Here is a 24,225-nt window from a genome sequence, read left to right as displayed (position 1 = left end):
AAAGGAAAAGTATGACTACCTGCACCTCGCACGCGGCATGGGGAAACCTGCTGCGTCGCCTTCATTTCTATATCGGTCTGTTTGTCGGCCCGTTTATCTTCTTCGCTGCTCTGACAGGTATGCTGTATGTGGCAACGCCGCAGCTGGAGAATGCGCTCTACCGGCATGCGCTCCACACGAATTCCGTGGGCGAGCCGCAGCCGCTGGCGGAACAAATTGCCGTTGCTGAAAAAACCGTTGGCACCGATCTGCGTCTACACGCCGTTCGTCCTGGCCTGGTGGCGGGTGAAACCACCCGTGTGATGTTTGCTGACCCTGCGCTTGGCCCATCGGAGACCCGCGCTATTTTTATCGATCCAGTCAGCCTTGCGGTGCGTGGCGATATGACGGTGTATGGCACCAGCGGAATTTTACCGCTCCGCCAGACCATTGATTATCTGCATACCTCGCTGATGCTGGGTGATGTCGGGCGGCTCTATAGCGAGCTGGCGGCCTCGTGGATGTGGGTTGCCGCGCTGGGAGGGATTGCCCTGTGGTTTTATACCCGACCAAAACGCCGAATTAACAATCGTTTCCAGAATCGGCGTCGCGTGCATGTGACGTTAGGCTGGACGTTGCTGGGGGGAATGCTGCTGTTCTCAGTGACTGGCCTTACCTGGTCTCAGTGGGCAGGGGGAAACGTTGATAAGCTGCGTGCTGAGATGAACTGGCTAACTCCGCAGGTGAACACGACACTTTCCGGTCAGCAGGAGATCGTGGATGAGCATGCTGAACATCATGGTCATCACGGCGGAATGATGATGCCTGAAATGGCGATGGATTTGACTCTGTTTGACGGTGTGTTAAGCGCTGCACGTAACGCAGGGATTGAGGCCAATAAGCTGGAGATCCGCCCGGCGAAAGCAGAGAGTCAAGCCTGGACTGTGACGGAAATCGATCGCAGCTGGCCGACTCAGGTCGACGCCGTGGCGGTTGATCCCAATACGATGCAGATTCTGGACAGAACCCGCTTCGAGGATTTCCCGTTGATGGCGAAGCTCACCCGCTGGGGGGTGGATTTCCATATGGGGATCTTATTCGGGCTGGTTAATCAGCTGCTTCTTGTGGCGTTTGGCCTGGCGTTGTGTGTGCTAATTCTCTGGGGATACCGGATGTGGTGGATGCGTCGTCCAGCGCAATCGACGGCAAATCCGGTCCAGACGCTTTGTCAGAGTTGGCTTGCGCTTTCGGGATGGGGAAAGGTCGTCACGGCGATAATCAGTATACTGCTGGGGCTGGCGTTGCCAGTAATGGGCGTGAGTCTGGCTCTGTTTGTTCTGGTTGACTGGCTGCGCTGGCGAGCGGCAACTGGCGTGTCGCTCGCCGAATCATCCGCTAAATAACCTTATGGTGTGCTGATAACGACTGCCACCCGGCGGTTTTCAGCACGCCCTTGCGGGGTACTGTTGCTCGCAACCGGATATTTTTTACCTAATCCCTGCGTGGTGAGATTACTGCGCGGGATATTTGCCCCTTTTGCCCACGCGTCTGCCACGACGTTCGCGCGTTTTAATGAAAGCGCCTCGTTATAGCCATCCTCGCCATAGTTATCTGTGTGACCATCCATGCGGGCATGGTTTAAGCCGGTCGCTGCCAGTCGTGAGGCCATCGTCTGGATCTGGGTTTCACTTTCCGGGCGCAGTGTGGCGTCATTTTTATCAAACAGGATTTTGTCCGACAGCCCCAGAGACCAGTCGCCATTTAATTCGTTAAAGCCGTATGACTTCATTGCCGCGATTTGCTCTGGAGTGAATTTCCCTTTTGTCGGAGTCTGACAGCCAGCCAGGACAAGTGATGCCAGTAACAACGGCGCGAAGTATCGCTTTAACATATCGTATTCCTTTCAGGATATTGTTTTCGAACGCTGGTTTTTCACCAGATACATATTGCGGTCGGCATGCTCCAGTAATGCCTCTACTGAGGTATTTTCCCACGCCAGAGCATAACCAATGCTGAGTGACATTGATGCAGTGTGCCCATTATGCAGATCAAACGGACGGATAAACTGCTGCGATAGTGCAGCAGAAATGTGTTGGACCTCGAGTTCAGAATGCACGCCGTATAGCACCATGGCGAATTCGTCACCGCCGAGGCGGTATGATTGATAACGTTTATCGCCAAATTCAACCATCCTGCTGGCGACTTCAATTAGAACGCAATCGCCTGCCGCATGCCCCCAGGTGTCATTAATAAACTTAAAATTATCGCCGTCGAGGAACAGCAGAGCAGAGTTTGTTTTCGCGGAGATGTCGTTCATTAATGCCGCGATGCTGTTACGAAAAGCCGCCCGATTGGCAAGACCGGTCAATGGATCGTGCATGGCGGTACGTAGCAACTGGGCGTTTTTCGCCTGTAGCTTCAGCTGCCACTCCTCCATCTCATCCAGAAGACTGTTGAAGTCTTCACCAAACTGGTGAAATTCTTCGATACGGCCGTCTTTCACCCGGCGGGAGAAGTTGCGGTTAGTGCGTACGTCATGAACAACGTCGGTAATGTTTTGCAAGGCCGTTACCATGCCATGATGTAACGATCGCGTAATGGTGAGCGCGACGACGGTAGCAAAAAGAATGCAGCCGGTGAGAACGGCAAATGACATCCAGATAAAATGGCTGATGAGGCTGTCACGCGCGGTAAGGCGAATTTCGCCGATCATCGAACCATTATGCATGATGGGCTGCGAAACGGGTTCGGGGAAAAGCCAGCGGCTGACCAGCGCGCCCAGCGTGTCGGTATTATCTTCCGGATTCCATGACCAGTAAGCAAACCGCTTTTTATGCACGTTCACGACTTCTGCCACGGCAAACTGACCCTGTTTACCGAGGGTGGCAAGTGTTTCATTGGCCGCCAGTGAATCATTGAAAACCAGGGAGGCTTCAAGGCTGTGGCTCATTGTTGCGCCGGTTAATTCGAGATTTTTTTGTGCGTATTGCTTTAATGTCACGACGGATGCAAAGCAGAGCAATAACCATATTAATGTCATCGTTATGATGACGCTTATCATGCTGATTCGCCTCAATGTTCTTTTAAACGTCGGGCGTGGTGTTGACGTGAAATCTTTATCCATGCTGCTTATTCCGTGCAAGCATTAATACATCCGGACTGACTCTCACGCCACTGCGAGTCAACGCATCAAGATTGACAGAAAACCGTACCTGACCGCGATCGATTATCAGGCAAAAGGCACTGCCAATAGCACATTCCGGATTTTGCTCTGAGATTAATAGCAATGCTCTGCCCTGATATTGACTTATTAATTCAAGTTGTTTTGCAGGCGATTCAGACCCGAAATAAATAGCATCGCACGTTTCGGCCAGGGCTTCCCGATCGTTACGTACAATGACAGGAGTATAAGGTAACCCGCTGTTCTGCCCTTCTTCGTCGCTGAGTGCATGTGTGTAGTGAGAAGAGGCATAAACGCAGAGTTTAGGCTGCCCGGATAGCGACGGCCATCGCGTATAGCTCACAATACCTGAGACAATAGAGCGTACCGATTTATCCGTTTCCGTAAGCGCGCCTGCCGTCGCTGGGCCCACCATAAGGAACAGCATTAGTGCCAGAGTGAGTCGGAAAAAGAGATCAAGGGTAATGACTCCAACTTACTGATAGTGTTTTATGTTCAGATAATGCCCGATGACTTTGTCATGCAGCTCCACCGATTTTGAGAACGACAGTGACTTCCTGCCCAGCCTTGCCAGATGCTGCCTCAGATTCAGGTTATGCCGCTCAATGCGCTGCGTATATCGCTTGCTGATAACGTGCAGTTCTCCCTTCAGGCGTGATTCATACAGCGGCCAGCCATCCGTCATCCATACCACGACCTCAAAGGCCGACAGCAGGCCCAGAAGACGCTCCAGCGTGGCCAACGTGCGTTCACCGAATACGTGCGCCACAACCGTCCTCCGTATCCTGTCATACGCGTAAAACAACCAGCGCTGGCGTGATTTAGCGCCGACGTAACCCCACTGTTCGTCCATTTCCGCGCAAACAATGACGTCACTGCCCGGTTGTATGCGTGAGTTTACCGACTGCGGCCTGAGTTTTTAAGTGTCGTAAAATCGTGTTGAGGCCAACGCCCATAATGCGTGCACTGGCGCGACATCCGACGCCATTCATGGCCATATCAATGATTTTCTGATGCGTACCGGGTTGAGAAGCGGTGTAAGTGAACTGTAGCTGCCATGTTTTACGGCAGTGAGAGCAGAGATAGCGCTGATGTCCGGCAGTACTTTTACCGTTACGCACCACGCCTTCAGTAGCTGAACAGGAGGGACAGCTGATAGAAACAGAAGCCACTGGAGCACCTCAAAAACACCATCATACACTAAATCAGTAAGTTGGCACCATTACCAGATCAAGAATGAATTTCTCACCAGAATCCGCCACATCGCTCCGGAAATAGATGTCCTTGAGAGTTGCGGGCAGAATACCATTGTTTATCAAAGCCGTCATTATGTCAGAAATAACCCGAGGCCGACCTAAGCTAAATCCTACTGTTGTTTATTTTCCGATGGATAAAAACAGACTTAATTTAGTCTGCTGGAACGCATACTTTCATCCATCCCTTTTTGCCATGACTCATGCAGTTTTGCTGCGTTTTCGGCAGTATCGCAACTGGCTGGAAAAGATTTGCCTGCTAATCCCCAGGCGTGAATAAAACCTTCTTCACAGACTTTCTTCTGACCATCGGCATAGCCACGGAGATATTCACTACGATCAACGTGTGGGTCGTTAAAACTATCGGCCAGGGTCTGGTTATCTTTAACCGGCAGGCCGTTCATGGCGTCTTCTTTACCTGCATCAAACCAGGATGGACTGGTCCAGTCGGGCTGGAAGGTGTAAGGATTGATCTGGCAGCCCGATAAAAACAGCGACAACAGCGCGAGAGCAATTGAACGCATAGCCATTCTCCTTTTTTCTTCAGCATAGCCTGGCTAAAGAAAGTTGCAGTGTAATTTAAAGTTTACGTTTTTGCACCATGATAATGGCAATAAATTGGCTTGTGTAAATTAAAGTGTACGAATTTTGGATTGAAATGTTTACTTTTTATGGTATGGTGGTCTCACCTCTTAGAGGAAAACAACTATCGCAAACGAGTTTTACAGGATCGCCATCATGCAAAAAGACGCGCTGAACAACGTACATATCACTGACGAACAGGTTTTAATTACGCCGGATCAACTGAAAGCGGAGTTCCCGCTGAGCGTTGCGCAGGAGGCTCAGATTGAGCATTCTCGCCAGACCATTTCTGACATCATCGCTGGCCGCGATCCGCGCCTGCTGGTGGTCTGTGGTCCTTGCTCCATTCACGATCCTGAAACCGCCATTGAGTACGCTCATCGATTTAAAGCATTAGCGGAGGAGGTCAGCGATAGCCTCTATCTGGTGATGCGCGTCTATTTTGAAAAGCCACGTACCACCGTTGGCTGGAAAGGGTTGATTAACGATCCGCACATGGATGGCTCGTTTGATGTGGAAGCGGGGCTGAAGATTGCGCGTCGCCTGCTGGTGGAACTGGTCAGCATGGGGCTGCCGCTGGCGACGGAAGCGCTGGATCCGAATAGCCCGCAATACCTGGGCGATCTGTTCAGCTGGTCCGCAATTGGTGCGCGCACCACGGAATCACAAACTCACCGCGAGATGGCGTCAGGACTGTCGATGCCGGTTGGTTTTAAAAATGGTACTGATGGCAGCCTGGCTACCGCGATCAACGCGATGCGCGCCGCCGCAATGCCGCACCGTTTTGTCGGTATTAACCAGGCAGGACAGGTTTGTCTTCTGCAAACGCAGGGCAACCCGGATGGTCATGTGATCCTGCGCGGGGGTAAAGCACCAAATTACAGCCCGGCGGATGTGGCGCAGTGCGAAAAAGAGATGGAGCAGGCGGGACTGCGTCCTGCACTGATGGTAGATTGCAGTCATGGTAATTCGAACAAAGATTACCGTCGTCAGCCTGCGGTTGCGGAATCGGTGGTCGCGCAGATCAAAGATGGCAATCGTTCTATTATCGGTCTGATGATTGAGAGCAATATTCATGAAGGCAATCAATCATCTGAACAGCCGCGCAGCGCAATGAAGCATGGTGTATCCGTGACGGATGCCTGCATCAGTTGGGAAACCACCGATGCGCTGCTGCGTGAGATCCATAAAGATTTAAACGGCCAGCTGGCGACGCGTCTGGCTTAAGAGGTTAGGTATGGTTGCTGAATTGACCGCATTACGCGATCAAATAGATGAAGTGGATAAGGCGCTGCTGGACTTGCTGGCGCGCCGCATGGCGTTGGTTGCTGAAGTCGGTGAGGTTAAAAGCAAATACGGCCTGCCGATTTATGTGCCGGAGCGTGAAGCCTCAATGTTGGCCTCTCGTCGCAAAGAGGCTCAGGCGCTGGGTGTCTCTCCGGATTTGATTGAAGATGTCTTGCGTCGTGTGATGCGGGAATCTTATTCGAGTGAAAATGACAAGGGCTTCAAAACCCTTTGTCCGTCCCTGCGTCCGGTGGTCATTGTGGGTGGTGCCGGCCAGATGGGACGTCTGTTTGAAAAAATGCTGGCGCTTTCTGGTTACCAGGTGCGCATTCTGGAAAAAGAGGATTGGGCAAAAGCTCCGGAACTCATGAAAGATGCCGGAATGGTGATCGTCAGCGTACCGATCCATGTGACGGAACAGATTATCGGGAAGCTTCCTCCATTACCGAAAGATTGCATCCTGGTCGATCTGGCATCTGTTAAAAATGGTCCGCTTCAGGCGATGCTGGCGGCGCATACCGGCCCGGTGCTGGGTCTGCACCCTATGTTTGGCCCGGACAGCGGTAGTCTGGCGAAGCAGGTAGTTGTTTACTGTGATGGTCGTCAGCCGGAAGCCTATCAATGGTTCCTGGAACAGATTCAGGTGTGGGGTGCACGGTTGCACCGTATCAGCGCGGTTGAGCACGATCAGAACATGGCGTTTATTCAGGCGCTCCGCCACTTTGCGACCTTTGCTTATGGGCTGCATCTGGCGGAAGAGAATGTGCAGCTTGAACAGCTGCTGGCACTCTCTTCACCCATCTATCGTCTGGAACTGGCGATGGTCGGGCGTCTGTTTGCGCAGGATCCCCAGCTTTACGCCGACATTATTATGTCGTCTGAGAACAACCTGGCACTGATTAAGCGCTATTATCAGCGTTTCGGCGAAGCCATTACGCTGCTGGAGCACGGAGATAAGCAGGCGTTTATCGACAGCTTCCGCAAAGTCGAGCATTGGTTTGGCGATTACGCACAGCGTTTCCAGAGTGAGAGCCGTACGTTGTTGCGTCAGGCAAATGACAGTCGCCAGTAATGCGATGATGTATATACTAAAAGCCAGCAATGCTGGCTTTTTTCATTTTGGGGAACTGTCATGGCTGAACCGCAGCTACTGTTGAATTACACCGGACATCTGCCTGAGTGCCCAACGTGGAGTGCAGAAGAGAGTGCGCTCTACTGGGCTGATATTCTGGAAGGGAAGATCCACCGATATCATCTGCTGACGGCTGAACACACCGTGCTTTCATTCCATGAAGAGGTGGGCTGTTTTGCTTTGCGCGAGCAGGGTGGTTTTATCGTTGCGATGCGAACGGGTATCTGGCTGACCGATAAACACGGCCTGCTGCGCCGCAAGGTGTGTGATAACCCCTCTAACCCGCAGCTCGCACGTTTTAACGACGGCGGCACCGATTATCTGGGGCGGTTCTACGCGGGAACGTTTTGGGGGCCAGGAGATTACAACGGTGCCCTGCTGATGCGCATCGACAACGACCTGACACCGAAAGTGATCCAGTGCGATATTCACGGGCACAACGGTTTAGCGTTTAGTCCGGATAAACAATGGATGTTTACCTCTGATACGCCAAACGGCGTTATCTATCGTACGCCGCTGGATGAACAGGGAGAGCCTGGCAAGCGAGACGTTTTCCGACGGTTTCAGGAAGGTGAGGGGATACCTGACGGTGCAGCGATGGACGAGGAAGGCTGTTACTGGACCGCGCTGTTTGATGGCTGGCGTATCGCCAGATTTTCACCTGAGGGCGAACAGCTCGAGGAATACAGACTACCGGTTCGTTGCCCGACGATGGTCTGCTTTGGCGGTGACGATATGAAGACGTTATTTATAACGACCACCCGGGAAAATATGGACGAAGCGGAGATAGCGCAATATCCGCTTTCCGGGGCCATCTTCACCCTGCCAGTCAGCGTGGCAGGGATGAAGAAAAGCCGCTTTATCGAACGTTAGGCCGGGTCGACCGGGACAACGTTTTCGCTTGGATAGCAGCCGAGGACTTTCATTGAGCGGGTGATTTCCCCCAGCTCACGCAGGGCTTTCTGCATTGATGCAGATTCCAGATTGGCCTGAATATCAAGATAGAACATCTCTTCCCACGGGTTGCCGTGAATCGGGCGCGATTCCAGTTTGGTCATGATCAGGTTGTGGTTACGCAGTACCAGCAGAGCTTCAACCAGCGCACCAGCCTGTTGGCCGGTGGCCATCAGCAGCGTGGTTTTCGCGGGTACCTGATCGGACACATTGATTGCCTTGCGGGCCAGCACCACGAAGCGGGTAATGTTTTGCGTCTGGTTTGCCAGGTTTCGTTCCAGTACCTGAAGGCCATACAGCGCGCCACCGGCCTCGCTACCCAGTGCAGCAACGGTTGGGGAATTTGCCTGCGCCACTTTTTCCATCGCCGCAGAGGTGCTTTCGGTGTACTCAATTTTCCAGTTCGGATAGCGGTTCAGGAACTGACTACATTGCTGGAACGGCTGCGGATGGCTGTACACCGTTTCGATTTTGCTCAGGTCAGTGGAGCCAGAGACCAGGACACAATGGTCAATTGGAATGGTCAGCTCACCAACCAGCGACAGACTGGTGTGTTGCAGCAGGTCGTAGACATCATTGATGGCACCGGAGCTGGTATTTTCAATCGGGACCACGGCGTAATCAGCCTGGCCGGTTTCAACCTGATTGAAAATATCGGCAAACTTCGCGCATCCACTTTCAATAAACTCTTCGAAATGGCGGGCTGCATACTGACGTGCCGCCAGGTGTGAATACGAACCTTTCGGACCCAGAAACGCGATACGGGCAGAGTGCGGATTGGTTTTGTTCAGATGCTGCTGCAACAGCGCTTGCTGGGTCAGAACGGAATCTTCGATGATGAGCTGGAACAGGCGGGTGATGTAATGCGCATCCAGGTGATGCGCTTTGCCGAGCTGAATCAGGCGCTCCAGCAGGTCACGCTCGCGGTCGATATCACGTACCGGGCGGTGGGAATCCAGTTTAGCTTTACCCACTTCGACGGCGAGCAATCGGCGTTCTGCCAGCAGCGCCAGTAATTTCTCATCCAGCGCGCTGATTTTAACGCGTAGATCCAGTAACGGGTTTTCCGGTGTCATAGTGTTGCCTGTCTCGTTTTATCGTTATCAATAAAAAAGGCCTCCCGGGGTGGGAGGCCTTGTTGTTCGTCTTCGCATTCTTTATCACACGACGAAACGCCTCCCATTCAGGGGAAGGTAAAAAAGAATGCGAAGAAAAACGGCGTTAGTTTCATGAAATCATCCTGTGCTTGATACCGTTAAAGTACCCGTACTGTTTTCACCCTGTCAATAAAAAACGCGCCCGAAGGCGCGTTGGCGGTACACTCAATTTAAAGGATTACTCTTCTTCAACTTCTTCCGCGAAGCTGGCGTCTTTCACCGATGTTGTGGCGCGACGGGCTTCACCTTTGTGTTGCACTTTATTGAGCTGCCGTTCCAGCTTGTTGATCAAATCGTTAATTGCGGTGTACATATCTTCATGTTTTGCGCTGGCGACCAGATGGCCGTTTGGAGTATTGATAGTTGCGTCAGCGATGAAACCCTGCGGCTCCTTGGACAGGATGATATGTGGGTTAATCAAATGAGTTTGCCATTTATCCAGTTTGGCGAGACGGTCTGCGACGTGCTGGCGAATTGCCGGAGTAATTTCCATTTGTTTACTGGTAATGTTCATTGTCATAAATTTTACCTCTTGTCTTTCCGTCTTGGTGATTCCAGCATACCCGACCTAATGTCAAAATGTGTGATTTAGATCACGTTATTTTGTCGGTTTTTGTCAGGGAATCTTTTTTGTGAGGCAGGGCAGGAAGAGGTGAGATTTACCTTGTGGAAGGTAAAAATTGCGGTCATAGTTGATAGGATGTGTTGAGGCTAAACCGCTTCAGCTTATATCCAGAATGAATAAAAAAACGGCAGCCTTCGGGCTGCCGTTTTACATTGAGGCAATATCAGGTGTTGCTGCTGTTTGCGGCGATGATTTTCGCTACTTTTTCAGCCTGAGCGGTCATCTGCATCTGACGGTAAGCATTTTCCATCAGCTTCAGACCATCACGCGTTGCCTGAGTATCCGGATAATCACGCAACATACCTTCTACGCGGTTAACCACGGCAACCCATGCGCCACGGCGGGTATAGTATTCCGCCACGGAGTATTCATATTTCGCCAGACGATCTTTCAGGAACACCAGACGTTTGGTCGCGTCAGTCACGTACTGACTGTTCGGATAGCCGCGCACCAGTTTGGAGAAGTCATTGAAGGCATCACGTGCGTGCTGTGGGTCGCGGTCGGAACGATCCACGCCGAAGAAGCCCTGCAGCGCACTGTCGTCCAGCGCCATGTTGGTGAGGCCGCGCATGTACATCACATAGTCGATGTTAGGATGAGTCGGGTTCAGACGCATGAAACGATCGATGGTTGCCTGAGCCAGCGGCAGATCGGCATTTTTGTAGTATGCGTAGATGAGATCTAACTGTACCTGCTGCGAATACGGACCAAATGGATAGCGATTATCCAACGCTTCCAGTTGCGTTATCGCCTGTTTCCAGTTACCGTCCTGCAACTTTTGTTGTGCAGTCGCATAGATTTCATTCGGCGGATTGTCAGGGACCTGTTCATTTGAACCGGAGCAGCCCACCAAAGCCAGGCTCAACGTGGCCGCTGCCACCAGATATTTCATGCGCGTCATGACGTTTTGACTTTCCTCAAATGTTTGTCCGGGAGAAACTCTGTTCCTGCTCCCGATTAAGACCAGCTACAATAGCACACTATATTAAACGGCAAAGCCGTAAAACCCAACGTTAAACGAAGAAGCAGTTTATGGCACAACGAGTAGAACTCACCGCAACAGTCTCCGAAAATCAGCTCGGTCAACGCTTAGATCAGGCTTTGGCCGAATTGTTCCCTGATTATTCGCGTTCACGCATAAAAGAATGGATCCTTGACCAGCGCGTGCTGGTAAACGGCAAGATCTGGGACAAACCAAAAGAGAAAGTGTTAGGTGGGGAAGCTGTCGCCATCAATGCTGAAATCGAAGAGGAAATCCGCTTCGAGCCGCAGGATATCCCACTGGACATCGTCTATGAAGATGATGACATTCTGGTGATCAACAAGCCGCGCGACCTGGTTGTTCATCCGGGGGCGGGGAATCCTGACGGTACAGTTCTTAACGCACTTCTCCATTATTATCCGCCGATCGCAGATGTCCCGCGCGCGGGAATCGTTCACCGTCTGGATAAAGACACCACCGGTTTGATGGTGGTGGCGAAGACCGTTCCAGCTCAGACCCGTCTGGTGGAATCGCTGCAGCTGCGCGAAATCACTCGAGAGTATGAAGCGGTAGCCATTGGGCATATGACCTCTGGTGGAACAGTGGAAGAGCCAATCAGCCGTCACCCAACCAAACGTACTCATATGTCGGTGCATCCGATGGGTAAACCCGCGGTGACGCACTATCGCATCATGGAGCACTTCCGTATCCATACGCGTCTGCGTCTGCGTCTGGAAACCGGGCGTACTCACCAGATCCGTGTGCATATGGCCCACATTACCCATCCGCTGGTGGGGGATCAGGTATACGGTGGCCGTCCACGTCCGCCAAAAGGCGCATCGGATGAGTTCATCAGCGTACTACGTAAATTCGATCGTCAGGCGCTACACGCGACCATGCTGCGTCTTTACCATCCTATCACTGGTATTCAGATGGAGTGGCATGCACCTATCCCGCAGGATATGGTGGAACTTATTGACGCCATGCGTGCCGATTTCGAAGAACATAAGGATCAAGTGGACTGGTTATGACCAAACTGATTGTCCCGGAATGGCCATTGCCTGCAGGTGTGGCCGCCTGCAGTTCAACCCGTATTGGCGGTGTGAGCCAGGGGGCGTGGGAGTCACTGAACCTCGGTGCACACTGTGGCGACAACCTGGAGCACGTTGAAGAAAACCGCAAGCGTCTGTTTGCTGCGGGGAACTTGCCGTCAAAACCGGTTTGGCTGGAACAGGTTCATGGAAAAACGGTGCTGAAGCTGACGGGAGAACCCTACGCTTCAAAACGCGCTGATGCCTCTTATAGTAATATTCCGGGAACGGTTTGTGCCGTAATGACTGCTGATTGTCTGCCTGTGCTGTTCTGTAATCGTGCAGGCACCGAGGTCGCAGCAGCGCATGCGGGATGGCGTGGCCTGTGTGAAGGGGTGCTGGAGGAGACCGTCTCCTGCTTTAAAGATGAACCTGCCAATATCATGGCCTGGCTTGGCCCGGCCATTGGTCCTCGCGCTTTTGAGGTGGGGCCTGAGGTCCGTGAAGCATTTATGGATAAAGATCCGCAAGCAGTGGACGCCTTCCTGCCTTCGGGGGATAAATATCTGGCTGATATTTACCAGCTTGCTCGCCAGCGTCTGAATAATGTCGGTGTGACGCAGATCTTCGGTGGCAATCGCTGTACCTTCACCGAAAAGGGTGATTTTTTCTCTTATCGCCGCGACAAGACGACGGGTCGTATGGCAAGTTTTATTTGGCTGATATAACCTAAAGAATCAAGACGATCCGGCACGTGCCGTTTTCTTTTCACATAATTCAGGTCATTAACCTTGAATAATTGAGGGATGACCTCATTTAATCTCCAGTAGCAAATTTGACCTGTTATGGGAGGAGTTATGCGTCTGGATCGTCTTACTAATAAATTCCAGCTTGCTCTCGCCGATGCCCAGTCCCTTGCACTGGGGCACGACAACCAATTTATCGAACCTCTTCATTTAATGAGCGCCTTGCTGAATCAGGAAGGGGGATCGGTACGTCCTTTATTAACGTCCGCTGGCATTAATGCTGGCCAGTTACGCACAGCCATCGATCAGGCGCTGAGCCGCTTACCGCAGGTAGAAGGTACCGGCGGCGACGTTCAACCGTCGCAGGATCTGGTGCGTGTGCTGAACCTTTGCGACAAGCTGGCGCAAAAACGTGGGGACAACTTTATTTCGTCAGAGTTGTTTGTTCTGGCGGCGCTTGAATCACGCGGTACCTTGACCGACCTGCTGAAATCTGCCGGTGCGACCACCGCCAATGTGACTCAGGCGATTGAGAAAATGCGCGGAGGTGAAAGCGTGAACGATCAGGGAGCCGAAGACCAACGTCAGGCTTTGAAGAAATTTACGGTCGATCTGACCGAACGTGCTGAACAGGGCAAACTTGACCCGGTTATCGGCCGTGACGAAGAGATCCGCCGTACTATCCAGGTATTGCAGCGTCGTACCAAGAACAACCCGGTACTGATTGGCGAACCGGGTGTCGGTAAAACCGCCATTGTTGAAGGGCTGGCGCAGCGTATCGTCAACGGTGAAGTGCCGGAGGGGTTAAAAGGCCGTCGTGTACTGGCGCTGGATATGGGCGCGCTGGTGGCCGGGGCGAAATACCGCGGCGAGTTTGAAGAGCGCCTCAAAGGCGTGCTTAACGATCTGGCGAAGCAGGAAGGCAACGTTATCCTGTTTATCGACGAACTGCACACTATGGTCGGTGCGGGTAAAGCGGACGGCGCGATGGATGCCGGGAACATGCTGAAACCTGCGCTGGCGCGTGGTGAACTTCACTGCGTCGGTGCCACTACGCTTGATGAGTATCGTCAGTACATTGAAAAAGATGCTGCACTTGAACGTCGTTTCCAGAAAGTGTTTGTGGCTGAGCCAAGCGTTGAAGATACCATCGCGATTTTGCGTGGTCTGAAAGAGCGTTATGAGCTGCACCACCACGTGCAGATCACTGACCCGGCCATCGTTGCGGCGGCGACGCTTTCGCATCGTTATATTGCCGATCGTCAGTTGCCGGATAAAGCAATCGACCTGATCGATGAAGCGGCTTCGAGCATTCGTATGCAGATTGACTCGAAACCGGAAGAGCTCGACAGGCTCGACCGTCGTATCATCCAGCTCAAGCTGGAACAGCAGGCGCTGAAGAAAGAGTCTGATGAAGCCAGTAAGAAACGCCTGGATATGCTCAATGAAGAACTGGACGATAAAGAACGCCAGTATTCTGAGCTGGAAGAAGAGTGGAAAGCCGAGAAAGCATCCCTTTCCGGCACTCAGACCATAAAGGCGGAACTCGAACAGGCAAAAATTGCCATTGAGCAGGCACGCCGTGTGGGCGATCTGGCGCGAATGTCAGAGCTCCAGTACGGCAAAATACCTGAGCTGGAAAAACAGCTTGAGATTGCTACGCAGTCCGAAGGCAAAACGATGCGTCTGTTGCGTAATAAAGTGACGGATGCGGAAATTGCCGAAGTGCTGGCGCGCTGGACCGGTATCCCAGTGGCGCGCATGCTGGAAGGTGAGCGTGAAAAACTGCTGCGTATGGAGCAGGATTTACATAACCGGGTAATTGGTCAGAACGAGGCGGTTGAAGCGGTTTCCAACGCTATTCGTCGTAGCCGTGCAGGGCTGTCCGATCCGAATCGCCCAATTGGCTCGTTCCTGTTCCTGGGGCCAACCGGTATCGGTAAAACCGAGCTGTGTAAAGCGCTGGCTAACTTTATGTTCGACAGCGATGATGCGATGGTGCGTATCGACATGTCCGAGTTTATGGAGAAGCACTCTGTTTCGCGTCTGGTCGGGGCACCTCCGGGATACGTGGGTTATGAAGAAGGTGGTTATCTGACAGAAGCGGTGCGTCGTCGTCCTTATTCCGTCATTCTGCTGGACGAGGTAGAGAAAGCGCATCCAGATGTCTTCAACATTCTGCTTCAGGTGCTGGATGATGGTCGTCTGACCGATGGGCAGGGGAGAACAGTCGACTTCCGTAATACGGTTGTCATCATGACCTCGAACCTGGGTTCCGATTTGATTCAGGAACGTTTCGGTGAGCTGGACTATAGCCATATGAAGGATCTGGTGCTCGGTGTCGTGAGCCATAACTTCCGTCCTGAGTTCATCAACCGTATTGATGAAGTGGTGGTATTCCATCCTCTGGGTGAGAAACACATTGCGTCGATTGCGCAGATCCAGTTGCAGCGTCTGTACAAACGTCTGGAAGAGCGTGGATATGAAATTCACATCTCCGACGAGGCACTGAAGCTGCTGAGCGAAAATGGTTACGATCCGGTGTACGGTGCGCGTCCATTAAAACGTGCTATCCAACAGCAGATCGAAAATCCGCTGGCGCAGCAGATCCTCTCCGGAGAGTTAATTCCAGGCAAAGTTATCCGTCTGGAAGCCAACGACGATCGCATTGTGGCAGTGCAGTAAGTCACAAAACCAAAAAACGAGCCGCTTGCGGCTCGTTTTTGTTTAAAAACCAGGCGAAAATTGAGGTCTGGAATGTGATTCGCCTGGAAAGTGAGCGGTTGGAAAATAATTTTCACTTTATCCTTGCGGCTTCGGAATAACTCCCTATAATGCGCCTCCACTGACACGGAACAACGGCACACACGCCGCCGGGTCAGCAGAGAAAAGCAAAATAAACGCTTGACTCTGTAGCGGGAAGGCGTAATATGCACACCCCGCGCCGCAGCGAAAGCGAAGCGGCACTGCTCTTTAACAATTTATCAGACAATCTGTGTGGGCACTCAAAGTGACATGGATTCTTAATGTCTTCGGACACTAAATGAATACCAAGTCTCAACGAGTGAACACGTAATTCATTACGAAGTTTAATTCATTGAGCATCAAACTTTTAAATTGAAGAGTTTGATCATGGCTCAGATTGAACGCTGGCGGCAGGCCTAACACATGCAAGTCGAGCGGTAGCACAGAGAGCTTGCTCTCGGGTGACGAGCGGCGGACGGGTGAGTAATGTCTGGGAAACTGCCTGATGGAGGGGGATAACTACTGGAAACGGTAGCTAATACCGCATAACGTCGCAAGACCAAAGAGGGGGACCTTCGGGCCTCTTGCCATTAGATGTGCCCAGATGGGATTAGCTAGTAGGTGGGGTAACGGCTCACCTAGGCGACGATCCCTAGCTGGTCTGAGAGGATGACCAGCCACACTGGAACTGAGACACGGTCCAGACTCCTACGGGAGGCAGCAGTGGGGAATATTGCACAATGGGCGCAAGCCTGATGCAGCCATGCCGCGTGTATGAAGAAGGCCTTCGGGTTGTAAAGTACTTTCAGCGGGGAGGAAGGTGCTGAGGTTAATAACCTCAGCAATTGACGTTACCCGCAGAAGAAGCACCGGCTAACTCCGTGCCAGCAGCCGCGGTAATACGGAGGGTGCAAGCGTTAATCGGAATTACTGGGCGTAAGCGCACGCAGGCGGTCTGTCAAGTCGGATGTGAAATCCCCGGGCTCAACCTGGGAACTGCATTCGAAACTGGCAGGCTAGAGTCTTGTAGGGGGTAGAATTCAGGTGTAGCGGTGAAATGCGTAGAGATCTGGAGGAATACCGGTGGCGAAGGCGGCCCCTGGACAAAGACTGACGCTCAGGTGCGAAAGCGTGGGGAGCAAACAGGATTAGATACCCTGGTAGTCCACGCCGTAAACGATGTCGACTTGGAGGTTGTGCCCTTGAGGCGTGGCTTCCGGAGCTAACGCGTTAAGTCGACCGCCTGGGGAGTACGGCCGCAAGGTTAAAACTCAAATGAATTGACGGGGGCCCGCACAAGCGGTGGAGCATGTGGTTTAATTCGATGCAACGCGAAGAACCTTACCTACTCTTGACATCCAGAGAACTTAGCAGAGATGCTTTGGTGCCTTCGGGAACTCTGAGACAGGTGCTGCATGGCTGTCGTCAGCTCGTGTTGTGAAATGTTGGGTTAAGTCCCGCAACGAGCGCAACCCTTATCCTTTGTTGCCAGCGGTCCGGCCGGGAACTCAAAGGAGACTGCCAGTGATAAACTGGAGGAAGGTGGGGATGACGTCAAGTCATCATGGCCCTTACGAGTAGGGCTACACACGTGCTACAATGGCGCATACAAAGAGAAGCGACCTCGCGAGAGCAAGCGGACCTCATAAAGTGCGTCGTAGTCCGGATTGAGTCTGCAACTCGACTCCATGAAGTCGGAATCGCTAGTAATCGTAGATCAGAATGCTACGGTGAATACGTTCCCGGGCCTTGTACACACCGCCCGTCACACCATGGGAGTGGGTTGCAAAAGAAGTAGGTAGCTTAACCTTCGGGGGCGCTTACCACTTTGTGATTCATGACTGGGGTGAAGTCGTAACAAGGTAACCGTAGGGGAACCTGCGGTTGGATCACCTCCTTACCTTAAAGAACCTGCCTTTGCAGTGCTCACACAGATTGTCTGATGAAAAGTAAATAGCAAGGCGTCTTGCGATTGAGACTTATACGTCCCCTTCGTCTAGAGGCCCAGGACACCGCCCTTTCACGGCGGTAACAGGGGTTCGAATCCCCTAGGGGACGCCACTTGCTGGTTCGTGAGTGAAAGTCACCTGCCGTCATATCTCAAAACTGACTTGCGAGTCATGTTTGAGATATTTGCTCTTTAAAAATCTGGATCAAGCTGAAAATTGAAACGACACACAGTTAATGTGTGTTCGAGTCTCAAATTTTCGCAAGTCGATGATGAATCGAAAGAAACATCTTCGGGTTGTGAGGTTAAGCGACTAAGCGTACACGGTGGATGCCCTGGCAGTCAGAGGCGATGAAGGACGTGCTAATCTGCGAAAAGCGCCGGCGAGGTGATATGAACCTTTGACCCGGCGATGTCCGAATGGGGAAACCCAGTGTGATTCGTCACACTATCGTTAACTGAATACATAGGTTAACGAGGCGAACCGGGGGAACTGAAACATCTAAGTACCCCGAGGAAAAGAAATCAACCGAGATTCCCCCAGTAGCGGCGAGCGAACGGGGAGCAGCCCAGAGTCTGAATCAGCTTGTGTGTTAGTGGAACGGTCTGGAAAGTCCGACGGTACAGGGTGATAGTCCCGTACACGAAAATGCACAGGCTGTGAACTCGAAGAGTAGGGCGGGACACGTGGTATCCTGTCTGAATATGGGGGGACCATCCTCCAAGGCTAAATACTCCTGACTGACCGATAGTGAACCAGTACCGTGAGGGAAAGGCGAAAAGAACCCCGGCGAGGGGAGTGAAAAAGAACCTGAAACCGTGTACGTACAAGCAGTGGGAGCACCTTCGTGGTGTGACTGCGTACCTTTTGTATAATGGGTCAGCGACTTATATTCTGTAGCAAGGTTAACCGTATAGGGGAGCCGAAGGGAAACCGAGTCTTAACTGGGCGTTAAGTTGCAGGGTATAGACCCGAAACCCGGTGATCTAGCCATGGGCAGGTTGAAGGTTGGGTAACACTAACTGGAGGACCGAACCGACTAATGTTGAAAAATTAGCGGATGACTTGTGGCTGGGGGTGAAAGGCCAATCAAACCGGGAGATAGCTGGTTCTCCCCGAAAGCTATTTAGGTAGCGCCTCGTGAACTCATCTTCGGGGGTAGAGCACTGTTTCGGCTAGGGGGCCATCCCGGCTTACCAACCCGATGCAAACTACGAATACCGAAGAATGTTATCACGGGAGACACACGGCGGGTGCTAACGTCCGTCGTGAAGAGGGAAACAACCCAGACCGCCAGCTAAGGTCCCAAAGTCATGGTTAAGTGGGAAACGATGTGGGAAGGCACAGACAGCCAGGATGTTGGCTTAGAAGCAGCCATCATTTAAAGAAAGCGTAATAGCTCACTGGTCGAGTCGGCCTGCGCGGAAGATGTAACGGGGCTAAACCATGCACCGAAGCTGCGGCAGCGACACTATGTGTTGTTGGGTAGGGGAGCGTTCTGTAAGCCGTTGAAGGTGTCCTGTGAGGGATGCTGGAGGTATCAGAAGTGCGAATGCTGACATAAGTAACGATAATGCGGGTGAAAAGCCCGCACGCCGGAAGACCAAGGGTTCCTGTCCAACGTTAATCGGGGCAGGGTGAGTCGACCCCTAAGGCGAGGCCGAAAGGCGTAGTCGATGGGAAACAGGTTAATATTCCTGTACTTGGTGTTACTGCGAAGGGGGACGGAGAAGGCTATGTTAGCCGGGCGACGGTTGTCCCGGTTTAAGCATGTAGGCGGAGGTTCCAGGTAAATCCGGTACCTTATTAACGCTGAGGTGTGATGACGAGGCACTACGGTGCTGAAGTAACAAATGCCCTGCTTCCAGGAAAAGCCTCTAAGCATCAGGTAACATCAAATCGTACCCCAAACCGACACAGGTGGTCAGGTAGAGAATACCAAGGCGCTTGAGAGAACTCGGGTGAAGGAACTAGGCAAAAATGGTGCCGTAACTTCGGGAGAAGGCACGCTGATATGTAGGTGAAGCCCCTGCGGGTGGAGCTGAAATCAGTCGAAGATACCAGCTGGCTGCAACTGTTTATTAAAAACACAGCACTGTGCAAACACGAAAGTGGACGTATACGGTGTGACGCCTGCCCGGTGCCGGAAGGTTAATTGATGGGGTTAGCGGTAACGCGAAGCTCTTGATCGAAGCCCCGGTAAACGGCGGCCGTAACTATAACGGTCCTAAGGTAGCGAAATTCCTTGTCGGGTAAGTTCCGACCTGCACGAATGGCGTAATGATGGCCAGGCTGTCTCCACCCGAGACTCAGTGAAATTGAACTCGCTGTGAAGATGCAGTGTACCCGCGGCAAGACGGAAAGACCCCGTGAACCTTTACTATAGCTTGACACTGAACACTGGTCCTTGATGTGTAGGATAGGTGGGAGGCTTTGAAGCGTGGACGCCAGTCTGCGTGGAGCCGCCCTTGAAATACCACCCTTTAATGGCTGGTGTTCTAACGTAGACCCGTAATCCGGGTTGCGGACAGTGTCTGGTGGGTAGTTTGACTGGGGCGGTCTCCTCCCAAAGAGTAACGGAGGAGCACGAAGGTTAGCTAATCCTGGTCGGACATCAGGAGGTTAGTGCAATGGCATAAGCTAGCTTGACTGCGAGAGTGACGGCTCGAGCAGGTGCGAAAGCAGGTCATAGTGATCCGGTGGTTCTGAATGGAAGGGCCATCGCTCAACGGATAAAAGGTACTCCGGGGATAACAGGCTGATACCGCCCAAGAGTTCATATCGACGGCGGTGTTTGGCACCTCGATGTCGGCTCATCACATCCTGGGGCTGAAGTAGGTCCCAAGGGTATGGCTGTTCGCCATTTAAAGTGGTACGCGAGCTGGGTTTAGAACGTCGTGAGACAGTTCGGTCCCTATCTGCCGTGGGCGCTGGAGAATTGAGGGGGGCTGCTCCTAGTACGAGAGACCGGAGTGGACGCATCACTGGTGTTCGGGTTGTCATGCCAATGGCATTGCCCGGTAGCTAAATGCGGAAGAGATAAGTGCTGAAAGCATCTAAGCACGAAACTTGCCCCGAGATGAGTTCTCCCTGACTCCTTGAGAGTCCTGAAGGAACGTTGAAGACTACGACGTTGATAGGTCGGGTGTGTAAGCGCAGCGATGCGTTGAGCTAACCGATACTAATGAACCGTGAGGCTTAACCTTACAACGCCGAAGGTGTTTCGGCGAAGAGACAGACAATCAAATTTCAGCCTGATACAGATTTAACAGAATTTGCCTGGCGGCTTTAGCGCGGTGGTCCCACCTGACCCCATGCCGAACTCAGAAGTGAAACGCCGTAGCGCCGATGGTAGTGTGGGGTCTCCCCATGTGAGAGTAGGGAACTGCCAGGCATCAATCAGGAAGAACCCCGTACCGTAAGGTGCGGGGTTTTTTTCTTTGTCTTTTCCCAGCTTGGCCTTTCTCTTAATCCCTTACCCTGCTAATGGAATGTGTGATCGTTGTCTCAATGTTAATTATAACAAAATTATAACATTTCATTTACGAGGTAATTGAGTGTACTGACTCAATACGCCGCAGTTTATGGCAGGAGCATAATCACAATGACAGAAAGCATTACATCAAACGGGACGCTGGCTAACAGTGATACCCGAAGAAGGGTATGGGCAATCGTCAGCGCCTCTTCAGGGAATCTGGTTGAATGGTTCGACTTTTACGTCTACTCATTCTGTTCACTCTACTTCGCACATATTTTCTTTCCCTCCGGCAACACCACAACGCAACTTCTACAAACAGCAGGGGTATTTGCTGCAGGATTCCTGATGCGACCGATCGGGGGCTGGTTGTTCGGCCGTATTGCGGATCGTCGCGGGCGTAAGGCTTCTATGCTGATCTCGGTTTGTATGATGTGCTTTGGCTCTCTGGTGATCGCCTGCCTGCCAGGATATGAATCCATTGGAACCTGGGCTCCCGCGCTACTTTTGCTGGCCCGTTTATTCCAGGGGTTATCGGTGGGGGGCGAATACGGCACGAGTGCGACCTACATGAGTGAGATTGCTCTGGAAGGTCGTAAAGGTTTTTACGCCTCCTTCCAGTATGTCACGCTTATTGGCGGTCAGTTGCTGGCCATTCTTGTGGTGGTTATCCTGCAGCAGATTCTGACGGACGAACAACTCCACGCCTGGGGATGGCGAATTCCTTTCGCAATGGGCGCAGTACTGGCGATCGTCGCACTTTGGCTACGCCGTCAGTTGGATGAAACCTCTCAGAAAGAGGTCAGAACGCTGAAGGAGGCGGGAACCTTCAAAGGGTTATGGCGTAACCGCAAAGCTTTCCTGATGGTGCTGGGCTTCACTGCCGGTGGCTCTCTCAGTTTCTATACTTTCACCACCTATATGCAAAAGTACCTGGTGAACACTACCGGAATGCACGCAAATGTCGCCAGTGTCGTCATGACCGTGGCGCTGTTTGTCTTTATGCTCATACAACCCATTATCGGTGCGCTCTCGGATAAAATTGGCCGACGGACGTCGATGCTGATTTTTGGCGGGCTGTCGGCGTTATGTACCGTACCTATTCTGACTGCTCTTCAGCATGTGACTTCGCCGTATGCAGCATTTGCGCTGGTTATGCTGGCGATGGTGATTGTCAGTTTCTATACCTCGATCAGTGGGATACTGAAAGCCGAAATGTTCCCGGCGCAGGTACGTGCTTTAGGAGTCGGGCTCTCTTATGCGGTAGCCAATGCGTTGTTTGGCGGGTCGGCGGAGTATGTTGCGTTGTCTCTTAAATCATGGGGAAGTGAAACGACATTCTTCTGGTACGTCACTGCAATGGGGGCGCTGGCATTTATCGTATCCCTGATGCTTCATCGCAAAGGGAAAGGCATCCGGCTTTAATAGTGCGCCATTTGCCACACAGCATAGCCAGTCGTTGCGCCGGCGACATCCCAGGCAAAATCTTTCCAGCTCCAGCCGCTCCCTGCGGGGCGGCTATCCCACAATTCTTTAGATGCCCCAAGACCGACAGAGAACATCAACCCTATCGCCGCGCTACGATCCCGGCTGTATCCCTGATGCTGAGCATATTCATTACCGGCTGCGGACAACATCGCGGAAGCGAGAAAATGTTGGGCTTTATCCTGACCGGACCAGCTATCGTTTGCCATATGGCTACAGCCGGTGAGGGCGAGAGTAGTTAGCAGGAGAGGGATGCGCATCAAGAACTCCATAAAAAAGCCCCGTCGAAGACAGGGCTGTGGCATTACAGAATACGGCTGATAAGTCGGTCGATACGGATACGACGTAAACGGCGGATAAGCTTGCGGACCTTCACCGGATAATCGGCAATGCTCTGCAATTCGCGATAATGATTAACCACAGTGGTATGTGTGCGAATCAGCTCCAGCTCACGCTCACGTTTTGCGGCTAACTCATGTTGTGGGTCATGGATCAGGATAGCGTTTTCCAGATCCAGTCGCCACGCGCGCGGGTTCAGGTTGTTACCGGTCAGTAGCATCCACTCATCGTCGACCCACATACCTTTGAGATGGTAAGTGTTGTCATCATCTTTCCACAGACGTACAACCAGCTGGTCAGTGTTTACGTAATACTGTAAACGACTCAGGAAACGGCGCAGGTTAATCTCATAGAGGTAAGGTAGCGCACCGATAATTTTGAACGGCTGATCTTCAGGAATAAAGAAGTCGTTAGCCGTTTTATCCCCAACGATGATTTCCACTTTTTTACCATCGCGCAGCAGCTGAATGATATTACGCACCAGCACGGCAGGAAGGTTGAAGTACGGTGTACAGATGGTGAGTTTCTGCTCTGCACAAGGCATCAGATGGAAGATCGTTTTATTTAGCAGGCTTGATTTGCCGAGCCCTACCAGCGGGGTAACGGATAACTCTTCGTTGTTTGCATCGCCCTGGAAATGATAGACCGCATCGCGCAGTTCCTGGCGGAATGCACGAACATCATTTTTGATTTCCGGGCTTTTAGGGCGCTCTGGATCGTCAAGGCGATTTACACCACGGCCATGAACCAGATTTTTATCAACCCAATTAAACATGATATCGGCCATCTGAGGATTACGAATCAGATGGTAGCGGTCGTAGCGATACTTATCGAGCTGATGGAGGTAAACATCATTCAGGCTAGCACCACTGTAAAGTACGCTGTCATCAATGATGAAACCCTTGAAATGAAGGACGCCGAGCGCTTCACGAGTATTAACAGGTACGCCATAAACAGGAACATCGACGCCAGGATTCTCCTGCGCCATGCGGCAATACCAGTCAGCATTGGTGTTTGAAGCGGCAGCGCCAATACGACCGCGCTGAGCGCGATGCCAGTCAACCAGCACGCGAACATCGAGTTCAGGACGTTGACGTTTGGCTTCATAGAGCGCGTTCAGGATCCCGCGCCCGCCTTCGTCTTGTTCCAGATACAGTGCCACAATGCAAATGCGTCGCGTGGCGCTGGCAATCTTTTCAAGAAGCGTCTCCCGAAAATGAGCGGGAGCGTAAAAGAACTCTACATCATCAACTGACTGAGAAATCTTCGGTAGTTGAGCAAGGTGTTGTTGATGTTTATTACGCTTAAATTTTGACAACATCA

19 protein-coding genes, 1 tRNA gene, 3 rRNA genes and 1 other annotated feature are annotated in these 24,225 nt (G+C 52.1%); of the genes, 12 read left to right on the top strand and 11 right to left on the bottom strand.

Annotated elements, in window-relative coordinates; genetic code table 11:
- The first annotated feature begins 11 nt into the window (after nucleotides 1-11).
- Nucleotides 12-1,382, top strand: a complete 1,371-nt coding sequence (locus ACLHV8_RS16795) for a PepSY-associated TM helix domain-containing protein (RefSeq protein WP_049007933.1) — start codon at nucleotides 12-14, stop codon at nucleotides 1,380-1,382.
- A 2-nt stretch (nucleotides 1,383-1,384) separates the two neighbouring features.
- Here the strand turns inward: ACLHV8_RS16795 and ACLHV8_RS16790 are convergent, their stop codons facing one another.
- The 5 genes from ACLHV8_RS16790 to ACLHV8_RS16770 all read right to left on the bottom strand — a co-directional run bounded on the left by ACLHV8_RS16790 (nucleotide 1,385) and on the right by ACLHV8_RS16770 (nucleotide 4,937).
- The gene (locus ACLHV8_RS16790; RefSeq protein ID WP_208595210.1) at nucleotides 1,385-1,870 is read right to left on the bottom strand and encodes an OmpA family protein; all 486 of its coding nucleotides are present in this window, start codon (nucleotides 1,868-1,870) and stop codon (nucleotides 1,385-1,387) included.
- A gap of 12 nt (nucleotides 1,871-1,882) precedes the next feature.
- Nucleotides 1,883-3,103 carry a diguanylate cyclase DgcN gene (gene dgcN, locus ACLHV8_RS16785; RefSeq protein ID WP_134707830.1) on the bottom strand — a complete coding sequence of 407 codons (1,221 nt, stop codon included), beginning with the start codon at nucleotides 3,101-3,103 and terminating at the stop codon, nucleotides 1,883-1,885.
- Nucleotides 3,096-3,587 (bottom strand): YfiR family protein, encoded by a 492-nt coding sequence (locus tag ACLHV8_RS16780; protein WP_049007942.1) that lies wholly within the window; start codon nucleotides 3,585-3,587, stop codon nucleotides 3,096-3,098. The genes dgcN and ACLHV8_RS16780 overlap by 8 nt, the downstream gene beginning before the upstream one ends.
- A 48-nt stretch (nucleotides 3,588-3,635) precedes the next feature.
- A protein-coding gene (locus ACLHV8_RS16775; RefSeq protein WP_174491968.1) for an IS1 family transposase occupies nucleotides 3,636-4,332 on the bottom strand; the annotation gives its coding sequence in 2 pieces (ribosomal slippage) (nucleotides 3,636-4,080 and nucleotides 4,079-4,332; 699 coding nt in all).
- A gap of 230 nt (nucleotides 4,333-4,562) precedes the next feature.
- Nucleotides 4,563-4,937 carry a DUF2799 domain-containing protein gene (locus tag ACLHV8_RS16770; RefSeq protein ID WP_028016728.1) on the bottom strand — a complete coding sequence of 125 codons (375 nt, stop codon included), beginning with the start codon at nucleotides 4,935-4,937 and terminating at the stop codon, nucleotides 4,563-4,565.
- 214 nt (nucleotides 4,938-5,151) lie between these two features.
- On the opposite strand from ACLHV8_RS16770, the gene aroF reads away from it, so the two are divergent.
- The 3 genes from aroF to ACLHV8_RS16755 are packed head-to-tail and all read left to right on the top strand — an operon-like array spanning nucleotide 5,152 to nucleotide 8,287.
- Entirely contained in the window at nucleotides 5,152-6,222 is a 1,071-nt protein-coding gene (aroF, locus tag ACLHV8_RS16765) for a 3-deoxy-7-phosphoheptulonate synthase AroF (protein ID WP_028016727.1), read from the top strand.
- Between the two features lie 10 nt (nucleotides 6,223-6,232).
- Nucleotides 6,233-7,354, top strand: a complete 1,122-nt coding sequence (gene tyrA, locus ACLHV8_RS16760; protein WP_028016726.1) for a bifunctional chorismate mutase/prephenate dehydrogenase — start codon at nucleotides 6,233-6,235, stop codon at nucleotides 7,352-7,354.
- 60 nt (nucleotides 7,355-7,414) lie between these two features.
- On the top strand, nucleotides 7,415-8,287 hold the full coding sequence (locus ACLHV8_RS16755) for an SMP-30/gluconolactonase/LRE family protein (RefSeq protein ID WP_208595315.1): 873 nt from the start codon (nucleotides 7,415-7,417) through the stop codon (nucleotides 8,285-8,287).
- Here ACLHV8_RS16755 and pheA read toward each other — a convergent pair.
- The 4 genes from pheA to bamD form a co-directional block, all read right to left on the bottom strand.
- A complete protein-coding gene (gene pheA / locus ACLHV8_RS16750) occupies nucleotides 8,284-9,444 on the bottom strand; it encodes a bifunctional chorismate mutase/prephenate dehydratase (protein ID WP_049007925.1) in 1,161 nt (386 codons plus the stop codon). The two genes, ACLHV8_RS16755 and pheA, sit on opposite strands and share 4 nt — an antisense overlap.
- A 30-nt stretch (nucleotides 9,445-9,474) precedes the next feature.
- Nucleotides 9,475-9,600, bottom strand: a sequence feature (Phe leader region).
- Nucleotides 9,552-9,599, bottom strand: coding sequence for a pheA operon leader peptide PheL (pheL, locus tag ACLHV8_RS16745; protein ID WP_100249759.1), 48 nt, complete (start codon nucleotides 9,597-9,599; stop codon nucleotides 9,552-9,554). It overlaps the preceding feature by 48 nt.
- A gap of 103 nt (nucleotides 9,601-9,703) precedes the next feature.
- Nucleotides 9,704-10,045, bottom strand: coding sequence for a ribosome-associated translation inhibitor RaiA (gene raiA, locus ACLHV8_RS16740; protein WP_008502470.1), 342 nt, complete (start codon nucleotides 10,043-10,045; stop codon nucleotides 9,704-9,706).
- Between the two features lie 268 nt (nucleotides 10,046-10,313).
- Nucleotides 10,314-11,051: an outer membrane protein assembly factor BamD gene (gene bamD, locus ACLHV8_RS16735; RefSeq protein WP_023308867.1), complete on the bottom strand. Its 738-nt coding sequence runs from the start codon at nucleotides 11,049-11,051 to the stop codon at nucleotides 10,314-10,316.
- Between the two features lie 131 nt (nucleotides 11,052-11,182).
- On the opposite strand from bamD, the gene rluD reads away from it, so the two are divergent.
- The 8 genes from rluD (at nucleotide 11,183) to ACLHV8_RS16695 (ending at nucleotide 22,503) form a co-directional block, all read left to right on the top strand.
- Nucleotides 11,183-12,163 (top strand): 23S rRNA pseudouridine(1911/1915/1917) synthase RluD, encoded by a 981-nt coding sequence (rluD, locus tag ACLHV8_RS16730; protein ID WP_028016723.1) that lies wholly within the window; start codon nucleotides 11,183-11,185, stop codon nucleotides 12,161-12,163.
- On the top strand, nucleotides 12,160-12,891 hold the full coding sequence (gene yfiH, locus ACLHV8_RS16725; RefSeq protein WP_049007923.1) for a purine nucleoside phosphorylase YfiH: 732 nt from the start codon (nucleotides 12,160-12,162) through the stop codon (nucleotides 12,889-12,891). Before rluD ends, yfiH begins: the two co-directional genes overlap by 4 nt.
- 129 nt (nucleotides 12,892-13,020) lie before the next feature.
- Nucleotides 13,021-15,594 carry an ATP-dependent chaperone ClpB gene (gene clpB / locus ACLHV8_RS16720; RefSeq protein ID WP_208595316.1) on the top strand — a complete coding sequence of 858 codons (2,574 nt, stop codon included), beginning with the start codon at nucleotides 13,021-13,023 and terminating at the stop codon, nucleotides 15,592-15,594.
- Between the two features lie 429 nt (nucleotides 15,595-16,023).
- Nucleotides 16,024-17,554: ribosomal RNA gene (locus ACLHV8_RS16715) — 16S ribosomal RNA — on the top strand.
- An 85-nt stretch (nucleotides 17,555-17,639) separates the two neighbouring features.
- Nucleotides 17,640-17,715 (top strand) — tRNA-Glu (locus tag ACLHV8_RS16710).
- A 190-nt stretch (nucleotides 17,716-17,905) separates the two neighbouring features.
- Nucleotides 17,906-20,809, top strand: a 23S ribosomal RNA gene (locus ACLHV8_RS16705).
- A 72-nt stretch (nucleotides 20,810-20,881) separates the two neighbouring features.
- Nucleotides 20,882-20,997, top strand: a 5S ribosomal RNA gene (gene rrf / locus ACLHV8_RS16700).
- Together the 16S, 23S and 5S rRNA genes with 1 tRNA gene alongside form the textbook arrangement of a ribosomal RNA operon.
- A 210-nt stretch (nucleotides 20,998-21,207) precedes the next feature.
- Nucleotides 21,208-22,503, top strand: a complete 1,296-nt coding sequence (locus tag ACLHV8_RS16695) for an MFS transporter (RefSeq protein ID WP_028016045.1) — start codon at nucleotides 21,208-21,210, stop codon at nucleotides 22,501-22,503.
- Here the strand turns inward: ACLHV8_RS16695 and ACLHV8_RS16690 are convergent.
- Together ACLHV8_RS16690 and pssA are read right to left on the bottom strand one after the other, a co-directional pair.
- Nucleotides 22,500-22,823: a YfiM family lipoprotein gene (locus ACLHV8_RS16690; protein ID WP_049005940.1), complete on the bottom strand. Its 324-nt coding sequence runs from the start codon at nucleotides 22,821-22,823 to the stop codon at nucleotides 22,500-22,502. The genes ACLHV8_RS16695 and ACLHV8_RS16690 overlap by 4 nt on opposite strands.
- Nucleotides 22,824-22,867: 44 nt before the next feature.
- A complete protein-coding gene (gene pssA, locus ACLHV8_RS16685; protein ID WP_108090937.1) occupies nucleotides 22,868-24,223 on the bottom strand; it encodes a CDP-diacylglycerol--serine O-phosphatidyltransferase in 1,356 nt (451 codons plus the stop codon).
- Nucleotides 24,224-24,225: the final 2 nt, after the last annotated feature.

This window comes from Enterobacter sp. CPE_E863, assembly GCF_046521465.1.
GTDB classification, from domain to species: domain Bacteria; phylum Pseudomonadota; class Gammaproteobacteria; order Enterobacterales; family Enterobacteriaceae; genus Enterobacter; species Enterobacter adelaidei.
The sequence above is the reverse complement of the archived record's forward strand: the minus strand, read 5'-3'. Positions and strand labels throughout refer to the sequence as shown.